This is a genomic window from Simplicispira suum (genome assembly GCF_003008595.1).
GTDB classification, from domain to species: domain Bacteria; phylum Pseudomonadota; class Gammaproteobacteria; order Burkholderiales; family Burkholderiaceae_C; genus Simplicispira; species Simplicispira suum.
Window position 1 is genome coordinate 1,820,321 of sequence record NZ_CP027669.1, and the last position, 24,874, is coordinate 1,845,194.

21 protein-coding genes are annotated in these 24,874 nt (G+C 62.7%); 14 read left to right on the top strand and 7 right to left on the bottom strand.

Annotated features, from left to right (window positions below; translation table 11 throughout):
* Window positions 1-8 precede the first annotated feature (8 nt).
* Window positions 9-341, bottom strand: coding sequence for a DUF4124 domain-containing protein (locus tag C6571_RS08485; RefSeq protein ID WP_106446300.1), 333 nt, complete (start codon window positions 339-341; stop codon window positions 9-11).
* Window positions 342-359: 18 nt separating this feature from the next.
* Complete coding sequence (locus C6571_RS08490; protein WP_106448126.1) at window positions 360-3,305, bottom strand: DNA topoisomerase III; 2,946 nt, start codon at window positions 3,303-3,305, stop codon at window positions 360-362.
* 121 nt (window positions 3,306-3,426) lie between these two features.
* Here C6571_RS08490 and C6571_RS08495 point away from each other — a divergent pair, with 121 nt between their 5' ends.
* From C6571_RS08495 to C6571_RS08505, 3 genes are read left to right on the top strand one after another with little or no spacing between them, the layout of a single operon-like run.
* Complete coding sequence (locus C6571_RS08495; RefSeq protein ID WP_106446301.1) at window positions 3,427-3,978, top strand: SET domain-containing protein; 552 nt, start codon at window positions 3,427-3,429, stop codon at window positions 3,976-3,978.
* Window positions 3,975-4,817 carry a biotin--[acetyl-CoA-carboxylase] ligase gene (locus C6571_RS08500; protein ID WP_106446302.1) on the top strand — a complete coding sequence of 281 codons (843 nt, stop codon included), beginning with the start codon at window positions 3,975-3,977 and terminating at the stop codon, window positions 4,815-4,817. Before C6571_RS08495 ends, C6571_RS08500 begins: the two co-directional genes overlap by 4 nt.
* Window positions 4,818-4,824: 7 nt before the next feature.
* Window positions 4,825-5,547, top strand: a complete 723-nt coding sequence (locus C6571_RS08505) for an SPOR domain-containing protein (RefSeq protein ID WP_106446303.1) — start codon at window positions 4,825-4,827, stop codon at window positions 5,545-5,547.
* Between the two features lie 24 nt (window positions 5,548-5,571).
* Here C6571_RS08505 and C6571_RS08510 read toward each other — a convergent pair whose 3' ends face one another.
* The 3 genes from C6571_RS08510 to C6571_RS08525 form a co-directional block, all read right to left on the bottom strand.
* On the bottom strand, window positions 5,572-7,017 hold the full coding sequence (locus C6571_RS08510) for a sensor histidine kinase (RefSeq protein ID WP_106446304.1): 1,446 nt from the start codon (window positions 7,015-7,017) through the stop codon (window positions 5,572-5,574).
* A gap of 344 nt (window positions 7,018-7,361) precedes the next feature.
* Window positions 7,362-8,036, bottom strand: a complete 675-nt coding sequence (locus C6571_RS08520) for a response regulator (protein ID WP_106446306.1) — start codon at window positions 8,034-8,036, stop codon at window positions 7,362-7,364.
* Window positions 8,037-8,115: 79 nt separating this feature from the next.
* Window positions 8,116-8,601 (bottom strand): MarR family winged helix-turn-helix transcriptional regulator, encoded by a 486-nt coding sequence (locus tag C6571_RS08525; RefSeq protein WP_106446307.1) that lies wholly within the window; start codon window positions 8,599-8,601, stop codon window positions 8,116-8,118.
* A gap of 153 nt (window positions 8,602-8,754) precedes the next feature.
* Here C6571_RS08525 and recA point away from each other — a divergent pair, with 153 nt between their 5' ends.
* Window positions 8,755-9,885 carry a recombinase RecA gene (recA, locus tag C6571_RS08530; protein ID WP_211300714.1) on the top strand — a complete coding sequence of 377 codons (1,131 nt, stop codon included), beginning with the start codon at window positions 8,755-8,757 and terminating at the stop codon, window positions 9,883-9,885.
* A 48-nt stretch (window positions 9,886-9,933) separates the two neighbouring features.
* Window positions 9,934-10,380 carry a recombination regulator RecX gene (recX, locus tag C6571_RS08535; protein WP_245901468.1) on the top strand — a complete coding sequence of 149 codons (447 nt, stop codon included), beginning with the start codon at window positions 9,934-9,936 and terminating at the stop codon, window positions 10,378-10,380.
* A 19-nt stretch (window positions 10,381-10,399) separates the two neighbouring features.
* Here recX and argC read toward each other — a convergent pair whose 3' ends face one another.
* Window positions 10,400-11,332 (bottom strand): N-acetyl-gamma-glutamyl-phosphate reductase, encoded by a 933-nt coding sequence (gene argC, locus C6571_RS08540; protein ID WP_106446309.1) that lies wholly within the window; start codon window positions 11,330-11,332, stop codon window positions 10,400-10,402.
* A 152-nt stretch (window positions 11,333-11,484) separates the two neighbouring features.
* On the opposite strand from argC, the gene sucC reads away from it, so the two are divergent.
* The 9 genes from sucC (at window position 11,485) to C6571_RS08585 (ending at window position 21,656) form a co-directional block, all read left to right on the top strand.
* On the top strand, window positions 11,485-12,645 hold the full coding sequence (gene sucC / locus C6571_RS08545) for an ADP-forming succinate--CoA ligase subunit beta (RefSeq protein ID WP_106446310.1): 1,161 nt from the start codon (window positions 11,485-11,487) through the stop codon (window positions 12,643-12,645).
* Between the two features lie 19 nt (window positions 12,646-12,664).
* Window positions 12,665-13,558, top strand: coding sequence for a succinate--CoA ligase subunit alpha (sucD, locus tag C6571_RS08550; protein WP_106446311.1), 894 nt, complete (start codon window positions 12,665-12,667; stop codon window positions 13,556-13,558).
* A gap of 128 nt (window positions 13,559-13,686) precedes the next feature.
* Entirely contained in the window at window positions 13,687-15,366 is a 1,680-nt protein-coding gene (locus tag C6571_RS08555) for a serine/threonine-protein kinase (protein WP_245901470.1), read from the top strand.
* Entirely contained in the window at window positions 15,366-16,166 is an 801-nt protein-coding gene (locus tag C6571_RS08560; protein ID WP_106446313.1) for a Stp1/IreP family PP2C-type Ser/Thr phosphatase, read from the top strand. The genes C6571_RS08555 and C6571_RS08560 overlap by 1 nt, the downstream gene beginning before the upstream one ends.
* Before the next feature lie 57 nt (window positions 16,167-16,223).
* Complete coding sequence (locus C6571_RS08565) at window positions 16,224-16,886, top strand: FHA domain-containing protein (RefSeq protein ID WP_106446314.1); 663 nt, start codon at window positions 16,224-16,226, stop codon at window positions 16,884-16,886.
* 88 nt (window positions 16,887-16,974) lie between these two features.
* Complete coding sequence (locus C6571_RS08570; RefSeq protein WP_106446315.1) at window positions 16,975-19,194, top strand: CHASE2 domain-containing protein; 2,220 nt, start codon at window positions 16,975-16,977, stop codon at window positions 19,192-19,194.
* A 32-nt stretch (window positions 19,195-19,226) separates the two neighbouring features.
* The gene (locus tag C6571_RS08575) at window positions 19,227-20,018 is read left to right on the top strand and encodes an MBL fold metallo-hydrolase (RefSeq protein WP_106446316.1); all 792 of its coding nucleotides are present in this window, start codon (window positions 19,227-19,229) and stop codon (window positions 20,016-20,018) included.
* Between the two features lie 187 nt (window positions 20,019-20,205).
* On the top strand, window positions 20,206-20,739 hold the full coding sequence (locus C6571_RS08580) for a pilin (protein WP_106446317.1): 534 nt from the start codon (window positions 20,206-20,208) through the stop codon (window positions 20,737-20,739).
* A gap of 170 nt (window positions 20,740-20,909) precedes the next feature.
* Entirely contained in the window at window positions 20,910-21,656 is a 747-nt protein-coding gene (locus C6571_RS08585; RefSeq protein WP_211300715.1) for a hypothetical protein, read from the top strand.
* A gap of 88 nt (window positions 21,657-21,744) precedes the next feature.
* On the opposite strand, the gene C6571_RS08590 is transcribed toward C6571_RS08585, so the two are convergent.
* On the bottom strand, window positions 21,745-24,789 hold the full coding sequence (locus C6571_RS08590; protein ID WP_106446319.1) for a fused MFS/spermidine synthase: 3,045 nt from the start codon (window positions 24,787-24,789) through the stop codon (window positions 21,745-21,747).
* Between the last annotated feature and the right edge of the window lie 85 nt (window positions 24,790-24,874).

The window sequence follows — 24,874 nt, forward strand, 5'->3', positions numbered from 1 at the left end:
TGGGATATTCACTGCGGCAGCACGCTCAGAGCGGGGTCCATCCCCTGTTCCTTGCTTCCCGGCGGGCAGGGCTGGTCGGTGTACACGGTGCGGTTTCCCTGCACACACTTGCGCGGCAGCGCCGCCGGGGCCGATGCGCCCGCTTGGGGTGCCTGGGCGGACGCTGGCGCGCGCGGGTGGCCGGGCGGCGGGCTGGGGCGGGTGATGGCGAGCCAGGTCTGCCTGGCCCATGGTCCGGCCAGCGGCGTCCAGCGCTCAGCGGTCCACCACGCGGCGGCGGCGGCCAGCACCAGCACCACGGCCAGTGCGGTCCAGAGCGTGCGCTCGGTGCGGCTGCGCATGTGGCGTCTGGTAGCAGGCTAGCCCAGGTGCGGGCCGAGCAATCCGGCCAGCTCGAACATGCCGGCGCGGTCCTTGCCAAACACGGCGCGCAGCTTGTCGTCGGCGACGATGCTGCGCTTGTCCTTGGGATCCTGCAGCTCGTGCGCCTTGATGTACTCCCACAGCTTCTTCACGGCGGCGGGGCGGGCCACCGGCTCGGTACCGATGACGGCGGCCAGTTGCGGGCTGGGCGCTTTGCCGGCTGCGGGCTTGCGTGGTGCTGCGGTTTTTGCTGCCGCCTTCTTTGCCGGGGCTTTCTTGACAGCTGCCGGTTTTTTGGTGCCTTTTAAGGCTCCAGCGCTTGTCCTGCTTGCACCAGCAGCTATTGTTTTTGTAGTTCCACCTGCGGCGGGTTTGCGTGGCGGGAACTTGCTTGGGGCAAATTCAAAGTTCACTTTTCCGGCCTCGGCATCCCAGGCCAGATGCGCCTTGAAGGCGCGGCGGGTGCGCATGCTGACAAACTTCTCCAGCAGATCGGTCTTGCCGGTGGCGAGCAGCTTTTCCACCTGCGCGCGTTCCACCGGCTGCTGCAGGATGATCTTGCCGCTTTTGAAGGTGCAGCTGGGAACGGGCTGCGCGGCGGTCGGAACGGATTTGGCACACACATAGTTGTTGCCATGTTCGTGCACTTCAGCGCCGCAGATCGGGCAGGCGCCCAGAGGCTCGTCGACAAACTCGACCAGTTCGCCGGTTTCCTCGGCCTTGGCGTCGCCAAAGTCGAACTCGAGTTTGTAGTTGTGCGCCTCGTCGTCGTACTTGAGCACGATCTCAGACGTGAACGGCCAGCCGGCCTTGGAGCGAAAGCCGTCCAGCGGGCCGATCTTGCGCTCGCTCAGCAGTTGCTCGGCCTCTTGCGGCTCAAACGTGCGCCCGGCCGGGGATTTACCGAACGAGAAGCCGCACGCCTCCTCACCGGGTTTGCCGACGCAGGCGTAGCGGCGGTAGTTCTCCTTCACCACGCCGCCGCAGTTGGGACATGGCGCCGCCAGGGTCGCGTAGTCGCCAGGAATGGTGTCGCGGTCGTACTCCTTGGCCTTTTTCACCATGCGCTCGGTCATGGCGGCAATCTCCTGCATGAAGGTGTCGCGGCTGAGCAGGCCTTTCTCCATCTGCGCGAGCTTGTATTCCCACTCGCCGGTGAGGTCGGCGCGCGAGAGTTCCTTGACTTCCAGGCCGCGCAGCAGCGTCATGAGCTGGAACGCCTTGGCCGTGGGGATGATTTCGCGGCCTTCGCGCAGCATGTATTTTTCGGCCAGCAGGCCTTCGATGGTCGCAGCGCGGGTGGCAGGCGTGCCCAAACCTTTTTCCTGCATGGCTTCGCGCATCGACTCGTCTTCGACCTGCTTGCCGGCGCTTTCCATGGCGCCCAGCAGCGTGGCTTCGGAGTAGCGGGCCGGCGGCTTGGTCTTGAGGCCTTTGGCGTCGACCTGCTCGGCCAGAGGCTGCTCGCCCAGCTGCACCGGCACCAGGTTCTGGCCCTTGTCGCCTTCCTTGGCGTCCTGCACTTCGTCGGCAGCTTCCTTGCCGTAGATCGCAAGCCAGCCCGGCTTGACCAGCACCTTGCCTTCGGTTTTAAAGTGGTGGGCCTGAGCTGCCTGCCCGACCTTGCTGATGCGGGTCGTCACCAGGTATTCCGCGCTGGGGAAAAACACCGCCAGGAAGCGGCGCACCACCAGGTCGTAGAGCTTTTGCTCGGCTTCCGAGAGACCGCTGGGCGCCTGCAGTGTGGGAATGATGGCGAAGTGATCGCTCACCTTCGCGTTGTCAAAAATGCGCTTGTTCGGCCGCACGTAGTTGCCTTCAATGGCGGTGCGGGCGTGCGGCGCCAGGTGCGCCATGCCACTGCCCGCCAGCATTTCCAGCGTTTGCTTGGCCACGGGTACGTAGTCTTCGGGCAGGGCGCGCGAATCGGTACGCGGGTACGTTAGCGCCTTGTGGCGCTCGTACAGCGACTGCGCCAACGCCAGCGTGGTCTTGGCCGAGAAGCCGAACTTGCCGTTGGCTTCGCGTTGCAGACTGGTCAGGTCAAACAACTGGCCCGGCGCCTGGGTGGTGGGGCGGCTTTCTTCGGTGACGGTGGCGCTCTGGCCGCGCGACGCGTCGGCAATGGCACGCGCCTGTGCTTCCGACCACACGCGGTCGGCGCGCTGCTCGGCGTCGTCAGGGTTCTTCTTCCACTGTGGGTCAAACCACTTGCCGGGGTATTCACCGGCTTGCGCGGCAAACGACGCATGGATTTCCCAGTAGTCGCGGCTGATGAATTTGCGGATTTTTTCCTCGCGCTCCACCACCAGGGACAGCGTAGGCGTCTGCACCCGGCCCACGGTGGTCAGAAAGAAGCCGCCGCCCTGCGAGTTGAACGCCGTCATGGCGCGCGTGCCATTGATGCCCACCAGCCAGTCGGCTTCCGAGCGGCTGCGGGCGGCATCGTGCAGGCCCTGCATTTGTTCGTTGCTGCGCAGTTTGTCGAAGCCGTCGCGAATCGCCTGCGGCGTCATGGACTGCAGCCACAAACGCTTGACGGGTTTGCCCAACGGCTTGGCGCCGCCGGCGTACTGCTCGATCAGGCGGAAGATCAGCTCGCCCTCGCGGCCCGCGTCACAGGCGTTGATGAGCTGCGTCACGTCCTTGCGCCTGGCCTGCTTGACGACCGCGTTCAGGCGCGTCTTGGTCTTGTCCACGGGTTTGAGGTCAAAGCGGGGCGGAATCACCGGCAGGTTGGCAAAGCTCCATTTGCCGCGCTTGACGTCAAATTCCTCGGGCGCCTGGATTTCCACCAGGTGGCCAACGGCGCTGGTAACTACGTACTGCTCGTTCTCGAAATGTTCGTCGTGCTTGTCGAACTTGCCCGCCACGGGCGTGAGGGCGCGCACGATGTCTTGTGCGACCGAGGGTTTTTCTGCGATGACGAGGGTCTTGCTCATGGAATGTTTTTTCTGGTGCCAGCGCGCCACAGTGTGGCATCAAGCGCTTCTACAATCGGATTCCCTCGCGCGTACACGCGCACGCGCAGGTGTGCATATTCAAAGTAACAGAAGTTTTGCCATGCCTTCAAGCACCGTGCCAGCTGCCTCTGCCGGGCGCCGTCTCCAGACCCGCCGCTCCGGTGTGCATGGCAAGGGCGTCTTTGCCGTCCAGGATATCGCCGAGGGCGAAGTGCTGATTGAATACACGGGCGAAGTCATCGGCTGGCAGGCGGCGCAAGACCGGCACCCGCATGACCCCCTGCAGCCCAACCACACCTTTTACTTCCATGTGGACGAAGACCGCGTCATCGACGCCAAGTTTGGCGGCAATTCGTCGCGCTGGATCAACCACAGCTGCGATCCCAACTGCTTTGCCGACGAGCAGGACGGCCGCATCTTCATCACCGCGCTGCGCAACATTGCAGCGGGCGAAGAGCTCAATTACGACTACGGCCTGATCATTGAAGAGCGCTACACGCCCAAGCTGAAAGCCGAATACCCCTGCTGGTGCGGCGCAGCCAACTGCCGGGGCACCTTGCTCGCGCCCAAGCGCGGCCCGCGTGCACCTGCGCCGCTGAGCCAGAAAGCCAAAACGCGCAAAGCGCCGCGCAGCCAGGGCGCTGTCCAATGACCAAACCCGTGCGCTGGCCCCTGGAGGCGCTTTGGCAGACCCTGGCACCGCGCATGCCAGGTTTCAGCGCCGAGTTGCTCGACAGCGTGGACTCCACCAATTCCGAATGCATGCGCCGATTGCGCGCGGGCCAGCAGGAGCCGCTGTTGCTGGTGGCCTTGGTGCAAACGGCAGGGCGCGGGCGTTTGGGGCGCAACTGGCAGAGCGAGGGCGAGGCCGCAGGCGCCTCGCTCACCTTTTCGCTGGCGCTACCTATGGCACCGCGCAGTTGGTCCGGTCTGTCGCTGGCCGTCGGGCTGAGCGTGGCGGACAGCCTGCAAGCCGAACTGCCTGCCGTCGGCAGCCGCGCACCGCGCATTGCGCTCAAATGGCCCAACGACCTGTGGCTGCAGGGGCAGGGCGCCGAGCGCAAGCTGGGCGGCATCTTGGTGGAAACCGCCAGCTGGCTGGCGCCGGGTGCGGCCAGCGGCGCAACGCGCTGGGTGGTCGTGGGCGTGGGCTTGAACGTGGCGCCGCGCGATGGTGCCGATTTCTCCACACCGCCGGGCTGCCTGCACGATCTGGATGCGCGCTGGGACGCGCCCACGGCCCTGGGTTGTGTGGTGGAACCCTTGGTGGACGCGCTGCAGGCGTTTGAACGCGAGGGTTTTGCGCCGCTGGTTGCACGCTACGCCGCGCGCGACGCGCTTGCCGGCCGCCCGGTGCGCTTGTCGGATGGCCGCGAAGGCCTGGCCAGCGGTGTCGGGGCGGACGGCGCGCTGCGCGTGCGCGGGCCGGCGGGCCCTTTTGATATCAGCAGCGCCGAAGTCTCGGTGCGGCCGCTGCCGGCCGTGGCATAAACGCAGCATGTTGCGCTCTCTCGTTCTCCTGCTTCTGCTGGCCAATGGTGGCTACTACGCTTGGTCCCAGGGCTTGCTGCAACCCTGGGGCTTTGCGCCGCATGAGCAGGCCGAGCCGCAGCGCCTGCAGCAACAAATCCGCCCCGAGCTGCTGCGCGTACTGACGGACGACGCGGGCAAGGCACAGCGCAGCACACCGGCGCCAGCAAGCCCTCGTCCGGCCGAGCCCGTGGCTCACGCCGAACCGGTGGCTGCTGCCGAGCCTGACGCCGCAGCCGCCGCAAAGGGCGAATGTCTGCAGGCCGGTCTTTTCGATGCGGCCCAGGCCGATGCGCTGCGCCACGCGGCCGCAGCGTTGCCCGCAGGAAGCTGGCGGCTGGAAAACGCCACACTGCCCGGCCGCTGGATGGTTTACATGGGGCGCTTTGCCGACGCTGACCAGCTGGCCAGGAAACGCAGTGAATTGCGCGAGCTGGGCGTGTCTTTTGATCGACCCAATGCAGCGCTGGAGCCAGGGCTCTCGCTGGGGCGTTTTTCTACCGAGGAAGCGGCGCAGCGCGGGCTGACCCAGCTCAACGCCAAAGGCGTGCGCTCGGCCCGCGTCGTGCAGGAGCGCCTGGACATGCCGGGTTTTGTGCTGCGACTGCCACAGGCCGACGCGGCCCTGCGCGCCCAGGTGCTGGCACTGCGCGGCGCGCTGGCGGGCAAGGAGCTGCGCCCCTGCGCCTGAAGCCGGGAGTGCGCAGCAGCCTGTTTACGAAGACGCGTCCAGCGCCGCAAAGCGCACGCTGAAGCAGGCTCCAGGGGGTTTGTAGCCGGGCCGTGCATCTTCCACCACTATGCGCGTGCCATGTTGGCGCGCGATCTCCTGCACGATGGGCAGGCCCAGGCCCGAGCCATCGGCCTCGTTGCCCAGCACGCGGTAGAAGGGCCGGAAGATCAGCTCGCGCTCGGATTCGGGCACGCCGGGGCCTGAATCCTCCACCTGCAGCAGCAGCACATGACCGAAGGTGTCGGCCAGTACCCGTGCGGTGACCACGCCGGGGCGTTCGGAGGTGGACGGCGTGTAGTTGATGGCGTTGTCCACCAGATTGCGCACCAGTTCGTGCAACAGCGTGGGGTTGCCCAGCATGTTCACCCCTGGCGCGCCGGGCAGCGCGCCGTCGTAGCCCAGGTCAATGCCTTTGTCGAGCGCGCGCGAGATGGCGTCGTGCACCACGTCCACCGTGATCTGCGCCAGGTCGCACGGCACCAGCGCAATCTGCGCGCTGCTGCTCTCGGCGCGTGCCAGTGCCAGCAACTGGTTGACGCTGTGCGTGGCGCGGATGCTCGAGCGACCGATCTGCTCCAGCGAGCGCTTGATCTCTTCGGGGCTGGTGCCCGCGCGCTGTGCCAGATCGGCCTGCATGCGCAGGCCCGCCAGCGGTGTCTTGAGCTGGTGCGCAGCGTCGGCCAGGAAGCGCTTTTGCGTGGCCAGCGAGTCGCTCAGGCGCGTGAGCAAGTCGTTTACCGAGGCCACCAGCGGCGCCACTTCGAGCGGCACGGTCCGGTCGTCCAGTGGCGAGAGATCGTCCGGCTTGCGCGCGCGAATGCGCTCTTCCAGCTGTTTGAGGGGCTGGATGCCCCGTGCCAGTGCCAGCCACACCAGCAGCACGGCGAGCGGCAAGATGATGAACTGCGGCAGCATCACGCCCTTGATGATCTCGGTGGCCAGCACGCTGCGTTTTTCGCGCGTCTCAGCCACCTGCACCAGGGCCAGCGGCGCATCGGGCAATGCCAGCCGCACCCAGATGTAGGCCAATCGGATATCGAGCCCGCGAAACTCGGCGTCGCGCAGATGCACTTCGCCGCTGGATGCGGCTTCGCCCTCGGGCGGCGCCGGCAGATCGCGCTCTCCCGAGAGCAGCTCGCTGCGCGGGCCGGTCACCTGGTAGTACACGGTGTCGGAATCGTCGGCGCGCAGGATTTCGCTGGCGGGTTGCGGCAGGTTGAACTGCACCTTGCCGTGGCTGACCGAAACCAGCTGCGCCAGCGCCTGGGCGTTGTATTCCAGCGCGCGATCAAACGGCTTGTTGGCGATGCCCTGCGCCACGAGCCAGGTCAGCGCCAGACTCACGGGCCACAGCAAGAGCAGCGGCGTGAGCATCCAGTCGAGGATTTCGCCAAACAGGGAGCGCTGCTCGCGCTGGAAGATTTTCAAGCTCGCGGCCCTGACTAAGGGTAAAAACTGCCTCTAGCGCAAGATAGATAAGCGCTAAAAGCTATATTAATAATAGCAAAAGTTGTCGATGTACGCTGGTGGGCGGCACCGAGCAGTAGCTGTGAAACTGGCACGGCCGAGGCCAGCGGCCGCCGCACAAGGGCCATGGCCGGCCGCGCCGCCCCGCAGCGCTGGCGGCGTCCCCCCTCCCGAACCGCGCAGCGATCCGAGAGAGCGGGCTGAAGGTCGCGGCTCCAAGCCTGCCTGCGCAGGCTTGGACGTAGCTCAAGAGCCGCCGCCTCTGGCGGCTGTACGGAGGAGCGCAGCGACACAGGGGGGCGTTCCTATTCGGGGATTTTTTCCAGGCAGTAGCCGAGGCCACGCACCGTGGCGATGCGAATCGGACCCTTTTCTATTTTCTTGCGCAGGCGGTGGATGTAGACCTCGATGGCGTTGTTGCTCACCTCTTCGCCCCATTCGCACAGGCGCTCGACGAGCTGGTCCTTGCTCACCAGGCGCCCGGCGCGCTGCAGCAGCACTTCGAGCAGACCCAGTTCGCGTGCCGACAGCTCCACCATCTTGCCGTCGATGGTGGCCACACGGCCGGCCTGGTCGTAGAGCAGAGGCCCGTGCTTGATGGCGCTGCTGGCACCGCCCATGCCGCGGCGAGAGAGGGCGCGCACCCGCGCTTCAAGCTCCTGCAGGGAAAACGGTTTGGCCATGTAGTCGTCTGCGCCCAGATCCAGGCCCTTGACGCGCTCATCGATGCTGTCGGCCGCCGTCAAGATGAGCACCGGCAAGGCCGAGCCTCGCGAACGCAGGCGTTTGAGCACTTCCAGTCCGTGCATGCGTGGCAGGCCCAGATCGAGGATCAGCAGATCGAACTCGTTGTTCGTCATCAGCGCGGCGTCGGCCTCGCTGCCGCTGGCGACATGGTCGACCACCGCACCTGAGCCGCGCAGCGTACGCAAGAGGCCATCGGCCAGCACCTGGTCGTCTTCAGCAATGAGGATGCGCATGCGTGTCTCCGAGGGGTGGGCGTGGATCAGACGGTGGGGCTTGTGCAGCCATTCTAGGAGGGCTCGGCCCCACCCGCGCTTACTGCGTGCCGCTGCTGCCGTAGGTTTCCAGGCCAATCGACACCACGGCCGCCACGGCGTCGCCGACCTCGGCGCGGAACTCGGTTTCGGCCTGCGTCACGGCGTCGCGAAACGCCTGCAGCCAGGCCAGGCCGGTCGGCGTGAAGCAGATACGCCGTGCACGCGCGTCCAGCGGGTCGCTGCCCCGCTCCACCAATCCCCAGGCGATGCATTGGTCCACCAGGCTGGCCATGGCCTGTTTGCTCATTCCGGCGCGCGCCGCCAGGTCGGTCAAGCGATCACCCGAAAGCGACAGGTGGCGCGTGATGTGGATGTGCGCAGCACTCACCTGATCACGCGCAGCCAGGTTCGACAGCGCCAGCGGCACCTCGACATTGCGCGCCATGAGCTGGAGCACGCGGGCGTCAAAGCGGCGCAGGGCATCGCCCATCAGGCGACCCAGGTGGGTCAGGCGCCAGGCGTCGTCGAGGTCTGGGGGAGTCATCGCTGCATTGTGGCATATTAGTCATGAAAACTGACGAAATAATGGGTTTACGGAAAAGTATTGCGCCCGTACATTACTGTTCAAGTATCCAGTCTTTCCAAAGTGCAAGACGGAGCAAAGTGTTTCAACCGACTGAATTTCAAGGAGATTTCCATGAGCACCCCGACCAACCGCAGCATGCCTGCCGACGGCGAAAAAGCCCGTGCCCTGCAAGCCGCTCTCGCGCAAATCGAGAAGCAGTTTGGCAAAGGCACCATCATGCGGCTCGGCGAAGGCGAAGTGATTGAAGACATTCAGGTGGTCTCCACTGGCTCGCTGGGTCTGGATGTGGCGCTCGGCGTGGGCGGCCTGCCGCGCGGCCGGGTGGTGGAAATCTACGGTCCGGAAAGCTCGGGCAAGACCACGCTGACGCTGCAGGTCATCGCCGAGATGCAAAAGCAGGGCGGCCAGTGCGCCTTTGTCGACGCCGAGCACGCGCTCGATATCCAGTACGCGCAAAAGCTCGGCGTGAACCTGCAGGACCTGCTGATCAGCCAGCCCGACACCGGCGAGCAGGCGCTGGAAATTGTCGACAGCCTGGTGCGCTCGGGCGCGGTGGACCTGATCGTCATCGACTCGGTTGCCGCCCTCACGCCCAAGGCCGAGATTGAGGGTGACATGGGCGACAGCCTTCCGGGCCTGCAGGCGCGCCTCATGAGCCAGGCGCTGCGCAAGCTCACGTCGAGCATCAAGAAGACCAATTGCATGGTCATCTTCATCAACCAGATCCGCATGAAGATCGGCGTGATGTTCGGTTCGCCCGAAACCACCACGGGTGGCAATGCGCTCAAGTTTTACGCCTCGGTGCGGCTCGATATCCGCCGCATCGGCTCAATCAAGCGGGGCGAGGAAGTCATTGGCAACGAAACCCGTGTCAAGGTGGTGAAAAACAAGGTTTCACCGCCGTTCAAAACCGCCGAATTCGACATTTTGTTTGGCGAAGGCATTTCGCGCCAGGGCGAGATCATCGACATGGGTGTAGTGGCGCGCATTGTGGAAAAGTCGGGTGCCTGGTATGCCTACAACGGCGAGAAAATCGGCCAGGGCCGCGACAACGCCCGCGAGTTTTTGCGCGAAAACCCGCAGCTGGCCAACGAGATTGAAAACAAGGTGCGCGAGAGCCTGGGGGTGGCGCAACTGGCTGCCGACATTCGGGTGCTGGCCGCACCTGTCGATGACGCCGCCGACGGTGTGGTGCCTGCGCCCGCAGCCAAGGGCAAGAAATCCGAGCAAAAAGTGGACTGAGCGCTTACTACGTAAGCGCTGATAGCTACTAAAAACATAGTAAAAGGCGTGGCTCGTCCGCAACTCTCCTTGAAAGGCCGCGCGCTGCGTCTGCTCTCTCAGCGTGAGCATTCGCGCGCCGAGCTGGAGCGCAAGCTGGCTCGGCATCTGCAGGAAGGTGAAGACCTGGCGGCTGTGCTGGACGATCTGCAGGCCAAGGGATTCATATGCGAAGCGCGCGTGCTTGCTTCGGTGCTGCACCTGCGGGCGCCGCGTCTTGGGGGTGCACGTTTGCGCCAGGAACTCGCAGCCAAGGGACTGGACGCTGCCCGAGTGCGCGAGGCGCTCGCCGAATTGGCACCCACAGAACCTGATCGCGCCCAGGCCTTGTGGGAGCGCCGCTTTGGCGCAGCACCCACAGATGCGCGCGAATGGGCGCGGCAGGCGCGCTTCTTGGCGGCGCGCGGCTTTGCTGCGGAAATAGTGCGACGCGTGGTGCCGCCAGCGCCGCGTTGACGCGTGTTGGGCTGCGCCGTCAGATCGCCAGCATCAAGCGCAGGTTCTGCACCGCCGCGCCGCTGGCGCCCTTGCCCAGGTTGTCCAGGCGTGCTACCAGCACCGCGTGGCGGTACGACTCATTGGAAAATACCCGCAACTCCAGGGCGTTGGTGTCGGCCAGTGCCGGCGCGTCGAGCTTGCCATCGTCCGTTGGCGGGAGCACACGCACCCACTGCTCGGGTGTATTGCTGCGTGCGTAGTGGCTGGTCATTGCGTCGTGCAGATCGGCCGCCTTGGGCTGACCGGGCAGGAGGTCCAGGTGCAGCGGCAGTTCCACGAGCATGCCCTGATGGAAATTGCCCACGGCGGGAACAAAAATCGGCCGGCGTGTGATGCCGGTGTAGCGCATGATTTCTGGCAGGTGCTTGTGCGCCAATCCCAGCGCATACAGCTCAAAGGCAGGCGCTTCGCCTGCTTCGTATGCTTCGATCATGCTGCGCCCTCCGCCCGAATAGCCGCTCACCGAGGGCAGGCACAGTGGAAAGTCGACGGGCACCAGGCCGGCATCGACCAGTGGCCGCAGCAGGGCAATGGCGCCGGTGGCGTAGCAGCCGGGGTTGGCGACGCGGTCGGCACCCTGCACCGCCTGGGCCTGGCCTTCGCACAGCTCAGGAAAGCCGAACACCCAGCCGGGTGCCGTGCGGTGCGCCGTACTGGCGTCGATGATCTTGATCCTGCGACCACCGCTTCGGGCGATGGAATCAACCAGCGCCACGGTCTCACGCGCTGCGTCATCGTGAAGACACAGGACGACCAGATCCACCTGTTCGAGCAGAGTGCGCTTGGCAGCGGGGTTCTTGCGCTCGGCGGGCGAAATGCTGACCAGCGCGATCTGATCCATGCCCTGCAGGCGCTCGCGAATCTGCAAACCAGTGGTGCCGGCTTCGCCGTCAATGAATACTTTGTGCATGGGGTCTCCTGGGGCCAGCGCGCGGCGTGTCAGTTTCGACTAAGAATGGTGCGTCGCAACATGATACATTTGTCGGCTGCCATGTCCACCGCCCGCCGCCAGACATGCTCAGCATGGCAGACGGGTGAAATCCCTTTCCTGAGAAAGCCCTCATGAAGATTCACGAATACCAAGCCAAGGAAATCTTGCGCCAATTTGGTGTGCCCGTTCCGCGCGGCATTCCCGCATTCACCGTCCAGGAAGCCGTCGAGGCGGCGCAGAAGCTCGGTGGCCCGGTCTGGGTAGTGAAGGCACAAATCCACGCCGGCGGCCGCGGCAAGGGCGGCGGCGTCAAGGTCGCCAAAAGCATTGACGACGTCAAACGCCTGGCCGGAGAAATCCTGGGCATGCAGCTCAAGACGCACCAGACCGGGCCGGAAGGCCAGAAAGTCCGCCGCCTGTACATCGAAGACGGCGCCGACATCCAGAAGGAATACTACGTCTCTCTGGTTACCGACCGCGCAACGCAGAGCGTGGCCTTCATCGCCTCCAGTGAAGGAGGCATGGACATCGAAGAAGTGGCGCATTCCACGCCGGAAAAAATCATTACGGAATACATCGATCCGCTCAAGGGTCTGGGCGACGAGCAGGCGCGCAAGATCGCACGCGGCATCGGCCTGCCCGACGCTTCGATGGATCAGGCCGTGGACGTGTTCCAGAAGCTCTACAAATGCTACATGGACACCGACGCTTCGCTGGTGGAGATCAACCCCCTCAACCGCGACAGCCAGAACAAGCTCACGGCCCTGGACGCCAAGTTCAACTTTGACGCCAACGCGCTGTTCCGCCACCCCGAGGTCGTGGCCCTGCGCGACCTGGACGAAGAAGACCCGGCTGAAGTGGAAGCCTCGCGCTTTGATCTGGCCTACATCAGTCTGGACGGCAATATCGGCTGCCTGGTGAATGGTGCGGGCTTGGCCATGGCCACGATGGACACCATCAAGCTGTTTGGTGGCGAACCGGCCAACTTCCTCGATGTCGGCGGCGGCGCCACCGCCGAGAAGGTGACGGAAGCCTTCAAGATCATGTTGGCCAACAAGAACGTCAAGGGCATTCTGGTCAACATCTTCGGCGGCATCATGAAGTGCGACACCATTGCCACCGGTGTGATCACCGCCTGCAAGGCCGTGAACCTGTCCGTGCCGCTGGTCGTGCGCATGAAAGGCACGAACGAAGAGCTGGGCAAGAAGCTGCTGGCCGAATCCGGTCTGCCCATCATTGCCGCAGACACCATGGCCGAAGCGGCGACGAAGATCGTTGCTGCCGTCAACTAATGCCCAGGTAGGAAAACACATGTCGATCTACATCAACAAAGACACCAAGGTCATCACCCAGGGCATCACAGGCAAGACGGGCCAGTTCCACACAGAAAAGTGCCAGGAATATGCCAATGGAAAGAACTGCTTCGTCGCCGGCGTGAACCCCAAGAAGGCCGGCGAGTCGATCTTCAATATTCCGATCTACGCCACCGTGAAGGAAGCCGCGCACCAGACCGGCGCCACCGTGTCGGTGATCTATGTGCCGCCAGCCGGTGCTGCTGCAGCCATCTGGGAGGCCGTCGAGGCCGACCTGGATCTGGCTATCTGCATCACCGAAGGTATTCCTGTGCGGGACATGCTCGAAGTGCGCAACAAGATGCGCGCCAAGGAAGCGGCCGGCGGCAAGAAGACCCTGTTGCTGGGCCCCAACTGCCCCGGCATCATCACGCCGGACGAAATCAAGATCGGCATCATGCCGGGCCATATCCACCGCAAGGGCCGCATCGGCGTGGTCAGCCGCTCGGGCACGCTGACCTACGAAGCCGTCGCCATGCTGACCGAAGTCGGCCTGGGCCAGTCCACTGCCGTGGGCATTGGTGGCGACCCGATCAATGGCTTGAAGCACATTGATGTGATGAAAGCCTTCAATGACGACCCGGACACCGACGCCGTCATCATGATCGGCGAGATCGGCGGCCCCGACGAAGCCGAAGCCGCGCGCTGGTGCAAGGACAACATGAAGAAGCCGATTGTTGGCTTCATCGCCGGAGTCACTGCACCCGCCGGCAAGCGCATGGGCCATGCCGGCGCATTGATCTCGGGCGGCGCCGATACGGCCGACGCCAAGCTGGCCATCATGGAAGAGTGTGGTTTCATCGTTACACGCAATCCGTCAGAATTGGGCAGCTTGCTCAAAGCACAGCTCTGAGGGCATCATTCCTGAAAAACCCGCCGTGAGCGGGTTTTTTTGTGCCAGCCAGCGCCCGGCACCGGTCGCGGTGGGCAAATCGGCGTGAAAATTGCTTGTCCATTGCGCCACCAACCAGGGAGACGGCTGTGAATCGCACGGAGTCAGCACGCATTGCAAGCCGGGGAGCCGGAATCTACAGGCTGCGCGAAGCGCTGTGGCCTGTAGCAATGGCGGCGCTGTTTGCACTGGCTTTCATGGTGCTGCAGCGTTCGGGTGGGGCAGAGTCGGCGTCCGTGTCTGTGACCTTGGGGGCCTCGCTGGTGGTTTTTGCCTATCTCGTGGCGCTGCCGCTGCTGCGCGTGTGGCCGGGCGTGCTTCTTGGTTCGCTTGTGCTTGTTGCTGGTCTGGGAGCAGGCTGGGCCCAGGGGGCGCTGTTGGCGCTGCCCTTGGTGGCGCTGGTTTCAGGCCAAACCGTGTTTCTAGCACGGCGGGCGGCGGATGCCGAGTCCGCTGAATTTGGCGTCGGACGCACGCCTTCTGAAGAGGATGCACGGCTGCTTGCGCTGGCGCTGCAGGGCCAGGGCAAGCTGGATGCAGCTTTCGAAAAGCTGCGCCAACTGCCAGCCCAGGGGGATGTGCTGGGCGATCTGTATTACCTGGGCAAAGGCTACGAACGCAAACATGCCTACGCACAGGCACGCGATGTCTTTGCGCATTTGGTGGCGCAAGCGCCCAAATACCGCAACGCCGCCGCCCACCTCAAGCGCGCGAACCGGCTGGCCGAGGTGGCAGAGCATGCGCAGGCGCTTTCCCCTGGCGCAAAGAAACGGAGTGCACCGCAAGCGCCAGCGAACCCCAAGCGGCTCGGTCGCTACGAAATCGATGGCGAGCTTGGACGTGGCTCAATGGGCAAGGTGTATGCGGCGCGCGATCCGGTGATTGGTCGGACGGTCGCGCTCAAGACGCTCGCGCTGAGCAGCGAATTCGAGGGTCATGCGCTGGTGGATGCGCGGGCGCGCTTCTTCCGTGAAGCGCAATCGGCCGGCCGCCTGCAGCATCCCCACATCGTTGCGATCTACGATGCGGGCGACGAAGACGGACTTGTGTGGATCGCCATGGAGCGCTTGCAAGGACATGATTTGTCGCAGTTCAGTCAAGCTGCGAATTTGCTTGCAGTACCGGTGGTGCTGGACATCGCCGCCCGTGTGGCGGAAGCACTGGACTACGCGCACCAGCATCAGGTCGTGCATCGTGACATCAAACCATCCAATATTCTGTATGACGCCGCCAGCGACAGTGTCAAGGTGACCGATTTCGGCATCGCACGCATCACTGACAACAGCCGGACCAAGACCGGCCTGGTTCTGGGCACGCCAAGTTTCATGGCGCCCGAGCAGATCGCCGGTCACAAGGCCGACGGGCGCTGCGATCTCTATGCCTTGGGGGTTACGCTGTACCAATTGCTCACGGGCAGCCTGCCGCTGCGCGGTGAGTCCATGAGCGCGCTCATGCATGCCATTGCGCACCAGACTGCGCCGGACATCCGAAGCCTGCGCGCCGAATTGCCGGAGACGGTGGCGGCCATCGTTGCACGCGCGCTGGAGAAGAATCCAGCGGCGCGGTTTCAGACAGGGCGGCAAATGGCTGCCGATCTGCGAAGTGCACTGGACGGCCTGCCGCCCCTACAAAGCCACCGCGAAGGCAGTGCACTCGACTATGATGCGCGGACCGATTTTCACGAGCATCCCATGGCGCAATACCAAGACACCGTATTGGACAGCGCGGCCGCGCCGGCCGTGTCGCACTCTGCGCCTTCGAGGACCTGATGAGTGCGGTGTCCCTCTGCTACGAGTTCTGCGCGCGCACGCATGCGGGCAAGGTGCGTACCAACAACGAAGATGCGGTAAGCGTTGATGCGCTCGCCCAACTGGCCTTGCTGGCCGACGGCATGGGTGGCTACAACGCGGGGGAAGTGGCCAGCGGCATGGCCATCAGTTTCATTCATAGTGAAATGGCGCGCTGGCTGGCGCAGGCTGGAACGCGGCTCAAATCATTTGATTTGCGCCGCGCCATGGAGATCTGTGTCGACAACGCGAACCAAGCCATTCTGGGCGCATCTGAGGCCAATCCGCAATATGCTGGCATGGGAACGACCCTGGTGCTTGGAGTGTTCCAAGGCCCCCGTTTGATGCTGGGGCACATCGGCGATTCGCGCTGTTACCGGCTCCGGAGTGGAGAACTCGAACAGCTTACGCGGGACCACTCCTGGCTTCAGGAGCAGATTGACGCCGGCCTGCTTACCCGTCAGCAAGCTGCAGTTTCCACGAGTCGCAATCTGGTGACACGCGCATTGGGTGTCGAGGAGGTTGCGCTTCTCGAAATCAACGAATTTGAAGTGCAGCCCGGCGATCTTTATCTGCTGTGTTCCGACGGCCTGAGCGAAATGGTTCATCATGCCGACCTGACCGAGTTGCTTGCGGCGCGTTCAGCACTGGACGAAAAGGCTGCGCGCCTGATTGATGCGGCCAATGCGAACGGCGGACGCGACAATATCAGTGTGGTGCTGGCGCGTGCGAGCGCCGGGCCGCGCAAACAGGGCTTGATGTCGCGACTGCTGCGCGCCTGATGTGGCATCCTTTGTTGCACACTGTCACGAATCAAAGCAAAAATACTGGAGTGGGTCATGCCAAGAATGGTCGTTTCGATTGACGGTGTCGTTATCAAGGAAGTCGAGCTCAGCAAAGAGCGGACTACGCTGGGGCGTCGTCCTTACAACGATATCGTGATCGACAACCTCGCCGTAAGCGGGGAGCACGCAGCCTTGCACATGGCCGGCAACGATGTTGCTGTGGAAGATCTGCACAGCACCAATGGAACCTATGTCAACGGCAAGGCGGTGGTGCGCCAGGAGTTGCGCAATGGCGACATATTGGAAGTGGGGAAATACAAGATCCGCTACTTCAATGAAGCCGAGGATCCGCAGTTCGAGAAGACCATGGTGTTCAAGCCGGGCATGGTGCCTGCGGCCGTGGCAGCACGCAGTCCGGTGGCGCGCCCGCAGGCCGGTGCTCCGGCAACGCCTGCGCCTGCGGCGGCCATCCGCGTACTGTCCGGTGCTGCTGCCGGACGCGAAGTGGCCTTGACCAAGGTAGTGACCACCATTGGCAAGCCCGGAGTGGCTGTGGCGTCGGTCACACGCCGCCACCATGGCTTTGTCCTGGCGCACGTGGAAGGGCCGCAGCCGCCCGAAGTCAACGGTCAGCGCATCGGCAACGATCCTGTAGCACTGAATGACGGTGATCGCCTGGCGCTGGCGGGCACCGAAATGCAGTTCGTCGTTCTCTGAGCGCTGCAGAGCGCCGCAGCTTACGGGCGCGAAACCCGGCATCGTGAAGCCAGCCTTTGCGCGAACTCTTCGCCGCCGCTGGCGGCGCATGGCCTGGGCATTGGTGCCGGTGGTCCTCGGTGTGTTGCACGCTTCTGGGGTTTTGCCCCTGCAACTGCTGGAGCGACTTGAACATCTCGTCTACGACGTCCGCCTGCGACTGACTCTGCCGCACACCCTGGACGAGCGCATCGTCATCATCGACATCGACGAAAGCAGCCTGGAGCGCGTCGGCCGCTGGCCCTGGAGCCGGGACAAAATGGCCGCCTTCACCACCGAATTGTTCGAGCGCCAGGGTGTGAGCGTCGTGGGCTTTGATCTGGTGTTCGCTGAAGCCGACGACAGCTCTGGCCTCAAGAGCCTGCAGCAGCTCTCGCGTGGTCCATTGAAGGACGATGCGCGCTTTGCGGGTGAAGTCGATCGACTCGTCCCGGAGCTCGACTTCGACGCCCGCTTTGCGAGCGCGCTCGACACCCAGAACGCCGTGCTGGGCTACTACTTCACCAGCGACCGCGATGGCAAGGGCCGCGGGGCCCTTCCGGCGCCCGTGTTCACACCGCAGCAACTCGGCGATAGCGCGTTGAGAGCCACTGAATGGAACGGCTATGGCAGCAACATCGACGTGTTGGCCAGGGCAGCGCCTGCAGCGGGCTTCTTCAACGCCATGGCCGATGCCGACGGTCTGGTGCGCGCGCTTCCGCTGCTGGCCGAGTACCAAGGCCGCTACTACGAATCGCTGGCGCTGGCCGTATACCGCAGCCTGCTGGGCGGTGCGGACCTGATGCCGGCCTTTGCCAGCGCAGAAGCCGACGTTGGTGAACGCCGCATTCTGCGCGGTATCGCGCTGCGCCACGCTGGAGGCCGGGCTTTCCTGCCGGTGGATGATCAGCTCGCCACACTTGTGCCTTACCGAGGGTCGGGCGGACCCCTTGGCGGGTCGTTCCGCTACGTCTCAGCGGCCGATGTGCTCACAGGGCAGCTTGCTGCCGGAAGTCTGCGCGGCAAGGTAGCCCTGGTGGGGACCACGGCCGTAGGCCTGCAGGATTTGCGCGCAACGCCAGTGGGGCGCACGTATCCAGGTGTGGAGACGCATGCCAATGTGCTGTCGGGTTTTCTCGACGGCAAGGCCATTTACCGTCCCGACTACGGCCCCGCTTACGACGTCGTACAAATGATGGTGGCAGGTCTGTTGCTGGCATTTTCGCTGCCGCTGCTCGGCGCTGGCCAGGCATTGTTGCTTGGAGGGGTCGTCTTCGCGGCACTCGTTGGCTTGAACGGCTGGCTGTACCTCGGGTTTGGCTTGGCGTTGCCCCTGGCCAGCGCGCTGGCGGTGGTGTTGCTTGTCACAGCGCTGGACATGGCCTATGGCTATCTGACAGAAAGCCGCACCAAGCGGGGACTTGCCCAGCTGTTTGGAACCTACGTGCCGCCCGAACTCGTCGATGAAATGCTTCTCGCGCCCGAGCGCTACAGCATGCAGGCGGCCAGCCGCGAACTCACCGTGATGTTCTGCGACATGCGCGGTTTCACCGCCATGTCCGAGCGCATGGAGCCGGTGCAGCTGCAAGCTCTGCTGAACGATATTTTTAGCCGCCTCACGCAGGCCATCCGCGCGCAGCGTGGAACCATCGATAAATACATGGGCGATTGCGTCATGGCGTTTTGGGGGGCGCCGGTGCCGACGCCTCAGCACGCTGCGTTGGCGGTGCGCGCCGCACTCGACATGGTGAAATCGGTCAAGCTGTTGAACACGCAACACCGGGCCAGTGGGTTGCCGGAAATTGGCATAGGGATCGGCCTGAATACGGGTTCCATGTGCGTCGGCGACATGGGCTCGGACATCCGCCGCAGTTATACGGTGATCGGCGACGCAGTCAATCTCGGCTCGCGGCTCGAAGGCCTGTGCAAGGTCTACGGGGTCGAAATTGTCGCTAGCGAAGCCACCCGCATGCAGGCCCCCGGCTTCGTCTGGCAAGAGCTTGACCGCGTGCGCGTCAAAGGCAAGGAAGACGCGGTGGCAATTTTCTGCCCTCTCGGGGAACCTGGTGCGCTGACGCAAGACCAAAAGAGTCAGTTGGACCAATGGCATCAGGCCCTGGCCAGCCTGCGGGCGCAAGACTGGGCCGCGTGCGACACGCAGCTTGAGGCCCTCTGCGCCGCCGCGCCAGAAAATCCTGTGCTGGCATGGTACCGCGAACGCCTGGCCCAGCTGCGGGTGTTACCCTACCAGCCCAATTGGGACGGTGCGACCCGTTTCGACACCAAATAACAGCCGCCAAGAGAGCCAAAGGGTGTGACGTCATGAAAATTCGCGTGCTCGGCTGTTCTGGCGCCATTGCGCAGGGCTGCCGTACCACTTCGTTTCTGGTGGGCTCCCGCATCCTGATCGATGCGGGCACGGGTGTGGGCGACCTCACGTTGGACGAAATGGCGGCCATCGACCACGTCTTCCTCACCCATTCCCATCTGGACCACATTGCCAGCTTGCCGCTGATGATCGATGCCGTAGCGTCACGGCGCAGCGCACCGCTGCAGGTGCATGCCTTGCCGGAGACCATCGCCGCTCTACGCGCCCATATCTTTAATGACGTGATCTGGCCTGACTTCAGCCGCATCCCCAGCAGCAGCATGCCATTTCTCGTCTTTTCTCCACTGGCGGTCGGCGACACGCTACGTCCGGCCGATACACGCATTGAGGTGCTGCCCGCCTTGCATACGGTACCGGCCGTGGGTTACGCTGTGCACGGCGAGAGCGGTTGGTGGGTGTTCAGCGGCGACACCGGGCGCAACCCGGCCTTCTGGGCGCGGGTCAACGCCTTGCCCGTGGCCATGCTGGTGATTGAAACCGCCTTCAGCAACCGTGAGCACGCCCTTGCCGAGCGCAGCAAGCACTTGTCGTCGGACACTTTGGCGCTGGAGCTGGCGCAATTCGAGGGCGCCGAGAACTGCCCCATCTGCATCACCCACACCAAGCCGTCGGAAACCGCACTGATCTATGAAGAGGTCTGCCGGTTTGACGCCCGTGTGGCGGCGGGTGCGCCTGCCAAACATGACATTCGGTGGTTGGAGGCGGGGCAGGTATTTGAGGTGTAGGCGCGCAACCAAGTGCCTGTGGCTGACAAAAATGCGCTGCTTGTGCCAAAGCGTGTCAGTTTGTGCACTTCTTGGCTGCAGGCAGTAGCTTTTCATGGGCCATGGTGCCGATCGCATCGGTGGTGGATGCTTGGCACGAAAACTGCATCTACTCTCCCGCAATTCCAACTTTTTTAAGGGAGTTTTTATGAAGCGTCTTCTCCAGCAAGGTTTTACCTTGATCGAATTGATGATCGTTGTGGCGATCATCGGTATCTTGGCCGCCGTGGCTCTGCCGGCGTATCAGGACTACACGGTGCGCGCCAAGGTGTCTGAAGCCGTAATTGCGGGTTCTTCCGTCAAGAGCCTGATGAGCGAGGCTTTTCAAACGGACGGCACCGTCGGTCTTGATGCCGCTGCCGGCGCTTACAACAAAACGCCTGCAACTGACCCCAGCAAGACTTCCAAGTATGTCAAGAGCATTGCCGTGGGCGCGGCTACCCCATGGACCATTGCAGTTGCCGTCAAGGCCGATGGCCTGAACGGTATCCCCACGGGTTTGGACGGCGGCACCATCACGTTTGCTCCCAATGTCAATGGCAATACGCCCGTTGCAACCTCGCAGGGTGCGATCGACTGGGCCTGCGCATCTAATACATCGGTGACTGCCACCAAGCGCAACCTGAAGAACGTGACGCTCGGTACGCTCCAGGCGAAATACGCTCCTTCCGAGTGCCGTTGAAGCGTTGCGCTTTGCGCATGGAAAACGCCCGCATCGCGGGCGTTTTTTTTGCTTACCGTGTTACGGCCTCGTAATGTGGGCGTGTCATTTCAGGAGCCGGAACGAATATGGATCTGTCGAGAACTCCAGTCCCCAGATGGAGGGTCGCGGCGCGGGTAGCCGCGCTGCACTTGGGCGTGTCAGCGCTTATCGCTGCGGCAATCGGCCTACTGGTCGTCAAAATCTGGTTTCCTTTCCCCTTTGGGGAATTGGCTGGCGGGCTGCGCTTGCTGTGGGTGATAGTGGCCGTTGATGTGATCTGTGGCCCCGCGTTGATGCTGCTTCTATATAACCCCAGCAAGACGCGTCGGGCTTTGGCGGTCGACATCACCCTGATTGTCGGCCTGCAGGCCGCCGCCCTGGGTTACGGTGCGCATACGCTTGCCCAGGCAAGGCCGTTGGCCCTGGTTTTTGAGGTGGATCGGTTTCGGGTTGTGAGCTATGCGGATATTCCGGCTGCGAGCCTGTCGGCCGCTCCCGCATGGGTGACTCCGTGGAGCCTGGGTTCCCCGCGTGTCCTGGCGATCCGCAGGGCCGCGTCCTTGGACGAAAAAATCTCCAGTGTCTTTGGATCTCTCGCAGGGGTGGAACCCAGCGTACAACCCGATTGGTGGCAGGACTACTCCCTTGCCCACCCCGATGTGCAGGCCCGCGCACGCCCGCTGGAACATCTGCGCAAGGCCTACCCTGAGAAACTGCTGCTGATCAATCAGGCGGCGGCCAAGTCCGCGCAGCATCCAGAGCGTGGCGAAGCCCAGGACTCCAATCTATTACTTTGGCTTCCTCTCGTGGGCCGTCGCTCCATGGACTGGATTGTTTTCCTCGACCCCCAGACCTATCGCATCAGGGGCTATATGCAGCTGGACGGCTTTGTTTGACTAGTTTGGCGGTGCCAGACCTGATGTGCTGTGGGCCGATATTCACTGCGGATTGGCTGCGGATTGGCACGTCAGCTCTTAAGCACTATCAATTCAAACCAGGGCCATTCTGGTCACGGGCCATGGCCCTTAGTAATCTGCGATGCAATTGGTAAACATTGTCCGATTTTTCTGGAAGTCCAATCTGCTCGTCTGCCTCCAGCAATTCCTTCCACTGGTCTTGGTGGGCGAGGCTGAGCAGTAACGCCGACAGGGCCATATCTTCGTAATCCCTGTAAATTGCGCTGTCCTGAGGGGGTAGGGCAAACCATTTCCGGCCCTCATCCTGCATGGCGTTCCAGTCACGGGTGGATATGGCGTTCATGAGCGAGAGCGTCCGGGCAATGTCTGGGGAGGTTACCTTGCAGGGGATCCAATCCCGGCGACTCCACACGTCTCGCAATGCGCTACTTGGAAGAAAGGCATTTGTGAGAACGGAAAACTCACGAATTCGAATGGACAGCTGATGGCTGGTCGCCGGGTTCCATGACTGCTCGCATGCCTTACGGGCCGCTTCTCTCATCAGAATTGCTGGTGACAGGTTTCGGGCTGGAAGAAGATCCGGCAATTGCGTACCGAGTTGCCCAGCCAGTTCAGCCAGCAGCGCTCGGGCACGCCACGTCATGGTGTCTGCAGGGAAATGAGCGAGCTTTGACGGCACCATATGCAGAGGTAGGGGCAGTCTAATACCCGACGCTTCCAGCAGGATGGCTTCTTGCGCCGGTAGCGTGGAAATAGCTTCTGCAGTAATCCCCTGATACCTGCTTTTGGGTGCGTAGAGTCCCAGAATCGGGAAATAGTCTGAGTTTGGGGGCAATTGGTTGTATAAGCGCGCAATCCCTCGCAGCATTCGTGCATCCGCGATCTTTCGGAAATCGAGTATCTCCTGGGTGGTAATGCCGAGTCGGGCCAATTCTGCCTTCAGCGGTCCTGGGTTCTGGAAAAGCCTGTTGAGATCGCTCTTTGGCAATTTCCCCTTGGGACTGGCGACGATCAGCATGTCGGAGCCATTGGTCATCCATGCAGCGTAGTCTTCAAAATGCGGAGACATCGCATTGAAAATGGAACCTATTAGCTCCTCGTTGATTTCATAGAGCTGCACCCATTGAACAAAAAGTCCGTTTTCGTTCAGGTAGGTGGGTACAAACTGGTAAAACTCCTTCGAAAATAAGGTGCCCACACCGCTAATCCACGGATTGGAAGGCTCCGAAATCACGATGTCGTATTTCGTCGGATTGGCTGCGAAAAAAGCCTTCGCATCGTCAATCACGATCCTGGAGCGCGGATCGGTGTAGGCCCGTCCGACACGATCTCCAAACAGGCGGGCTCCTTCGACCATGGCCGGCTCTATTTCGACGGTGTCCACTTGCTTGACACGTGGGTCACCAAGCAGCGTATGCGTCGTCATGCCCGAACCAAATCCGATCACTCCCACATGGGCAGGTTTGTCCAGCATGGTAAGGGGCAGCGCGGCAGCCAGGGTCATGGTGGGCTCATCACTGGTGGGCCAGCCACCGTCCTTGACCATGATGCCGGCGTCGGGTTTGCCGTTGGTGGAAATGTTGGCGCTGCCATCGAACCCTGCAATCACGGCAACGCTCGAAGTTTTCCCGTCCCGGTAATAGACGACTTTCTGGGTGCCGGCATCGATTTCGGAGTCCCCGTACCTGAAAACGCCTGAGGCCAACTTCATGGGGTCGTATGGGATGCGCACGGCGACCATCAACGCAACGGCAGAAATACCGGCCGCCACCGCAAATCTAATCATTGAGTGACGTGAATTTATCTGCAGGCGGAGCAGAAACAGGCCAATGCCAATGTCCAAGACCGCTGCAACGCACAAGGTTAACTTCAGCCCGAGCGTCGGAATCAGCAAGTGAATGGCAGCGAACACACCTACGATGGAGCCGAGCGTGTTCCATGCATAAACGCGTCCGATGGCCCGCTCGCCCAGCCCTTCGCGTAGCAAGGTCACTGTGAACAACGGCAGAGTGGTGCCCGCAAAAAACGCGGCCGGAAGCATGATGGCAATGGCGATAGTGGCCGTGCCTAGATTGAAGAGGGCGTACCCGCCATCCGACTTGGCTAGTGAACCCATTAGCCATCCCACCCAGCTGAACGCGTTCGCGTACACACCAAGGGAGACAAGTGCGGCCACGCCCATGCCGACCTGCATCCAGCCCACCAAGCGCAAGGGCGATTCAGTGCGGTCAGCGTGGTTCCGCACCCAAAGACCGCCCAGCGCAATGCCGGCGATGAAGGAGGCCAGCATCAACTCAAATGCATGCATGGTGCTGCCGACGGCCATGCTAAGCATGCGAATCCAGACGATTTCGTAAGCAAATGACGCTGCGCCAGAAAGGGCGGTACCGAAGAGCACCAGTCGCAATAAGGGGTTTTGAAGAAGTCGCTGCTCCGGCGCAGCTTTTGCTTCTGTAGGTGCAACTGGCACCGGCTCGGGCTCGCGCGCCAGCCACCACGCAAGAGCTGCGACAAGGAAATTCAGAATGCCAGCAGCGACCATGGCGCCCGGCAGGCCCACCCAAGGCAAAAGAATGAACACAGCAGCCAGTGCGCCAATCGCTGCGCCTATGCTGTTGGTGAAATACAGTCCGCCCAGCAAGCTGCCTTCGCGACCCGGAAAGCGCCGGATCAGGCCACCGCTCATCAAGGGGAAGGTCATCCCCAGCAAAATGGTCTGAGGAAATATGAGCAGCGCTGCAATTCCCCAGCGCGCAATATCCACCGCCCACGGAGAGCCCAAAGCTGGAATCAGCCAATCGTAGCTGAAGGCAGCAACCCCAGTAAAAATCCAGTGAAACAGCAAACCGAGCACGCCAATGGCTGCCTCAATGAGGGCATAGCCCCGAACGAGGTTGCGCCAGCGCTGGCCGGCGTGGGCGATCCAGGCGGCACCCGTCGCCATTCCACCCATAAAAATAGCCAGAACGAGCGCCTGTGCATAGGCTGCGTGGCCGAGGAACAAGCCAAGGTAATGGGACCAGATGGACTGGTAAATGAGCCCGGCAAAACCAGACAGGACAAAAATGGCTAGCAGTGCGTGTCGGTGGCGGTGGTTTGTATCGGGGGACATTAAGGCAAGCTCCAGTAACCTAGCTCGGCAAGCCGAGAAAACAAAACGAAGTTACACGCAAAAACAATGCCTGGGGCAAAATTAG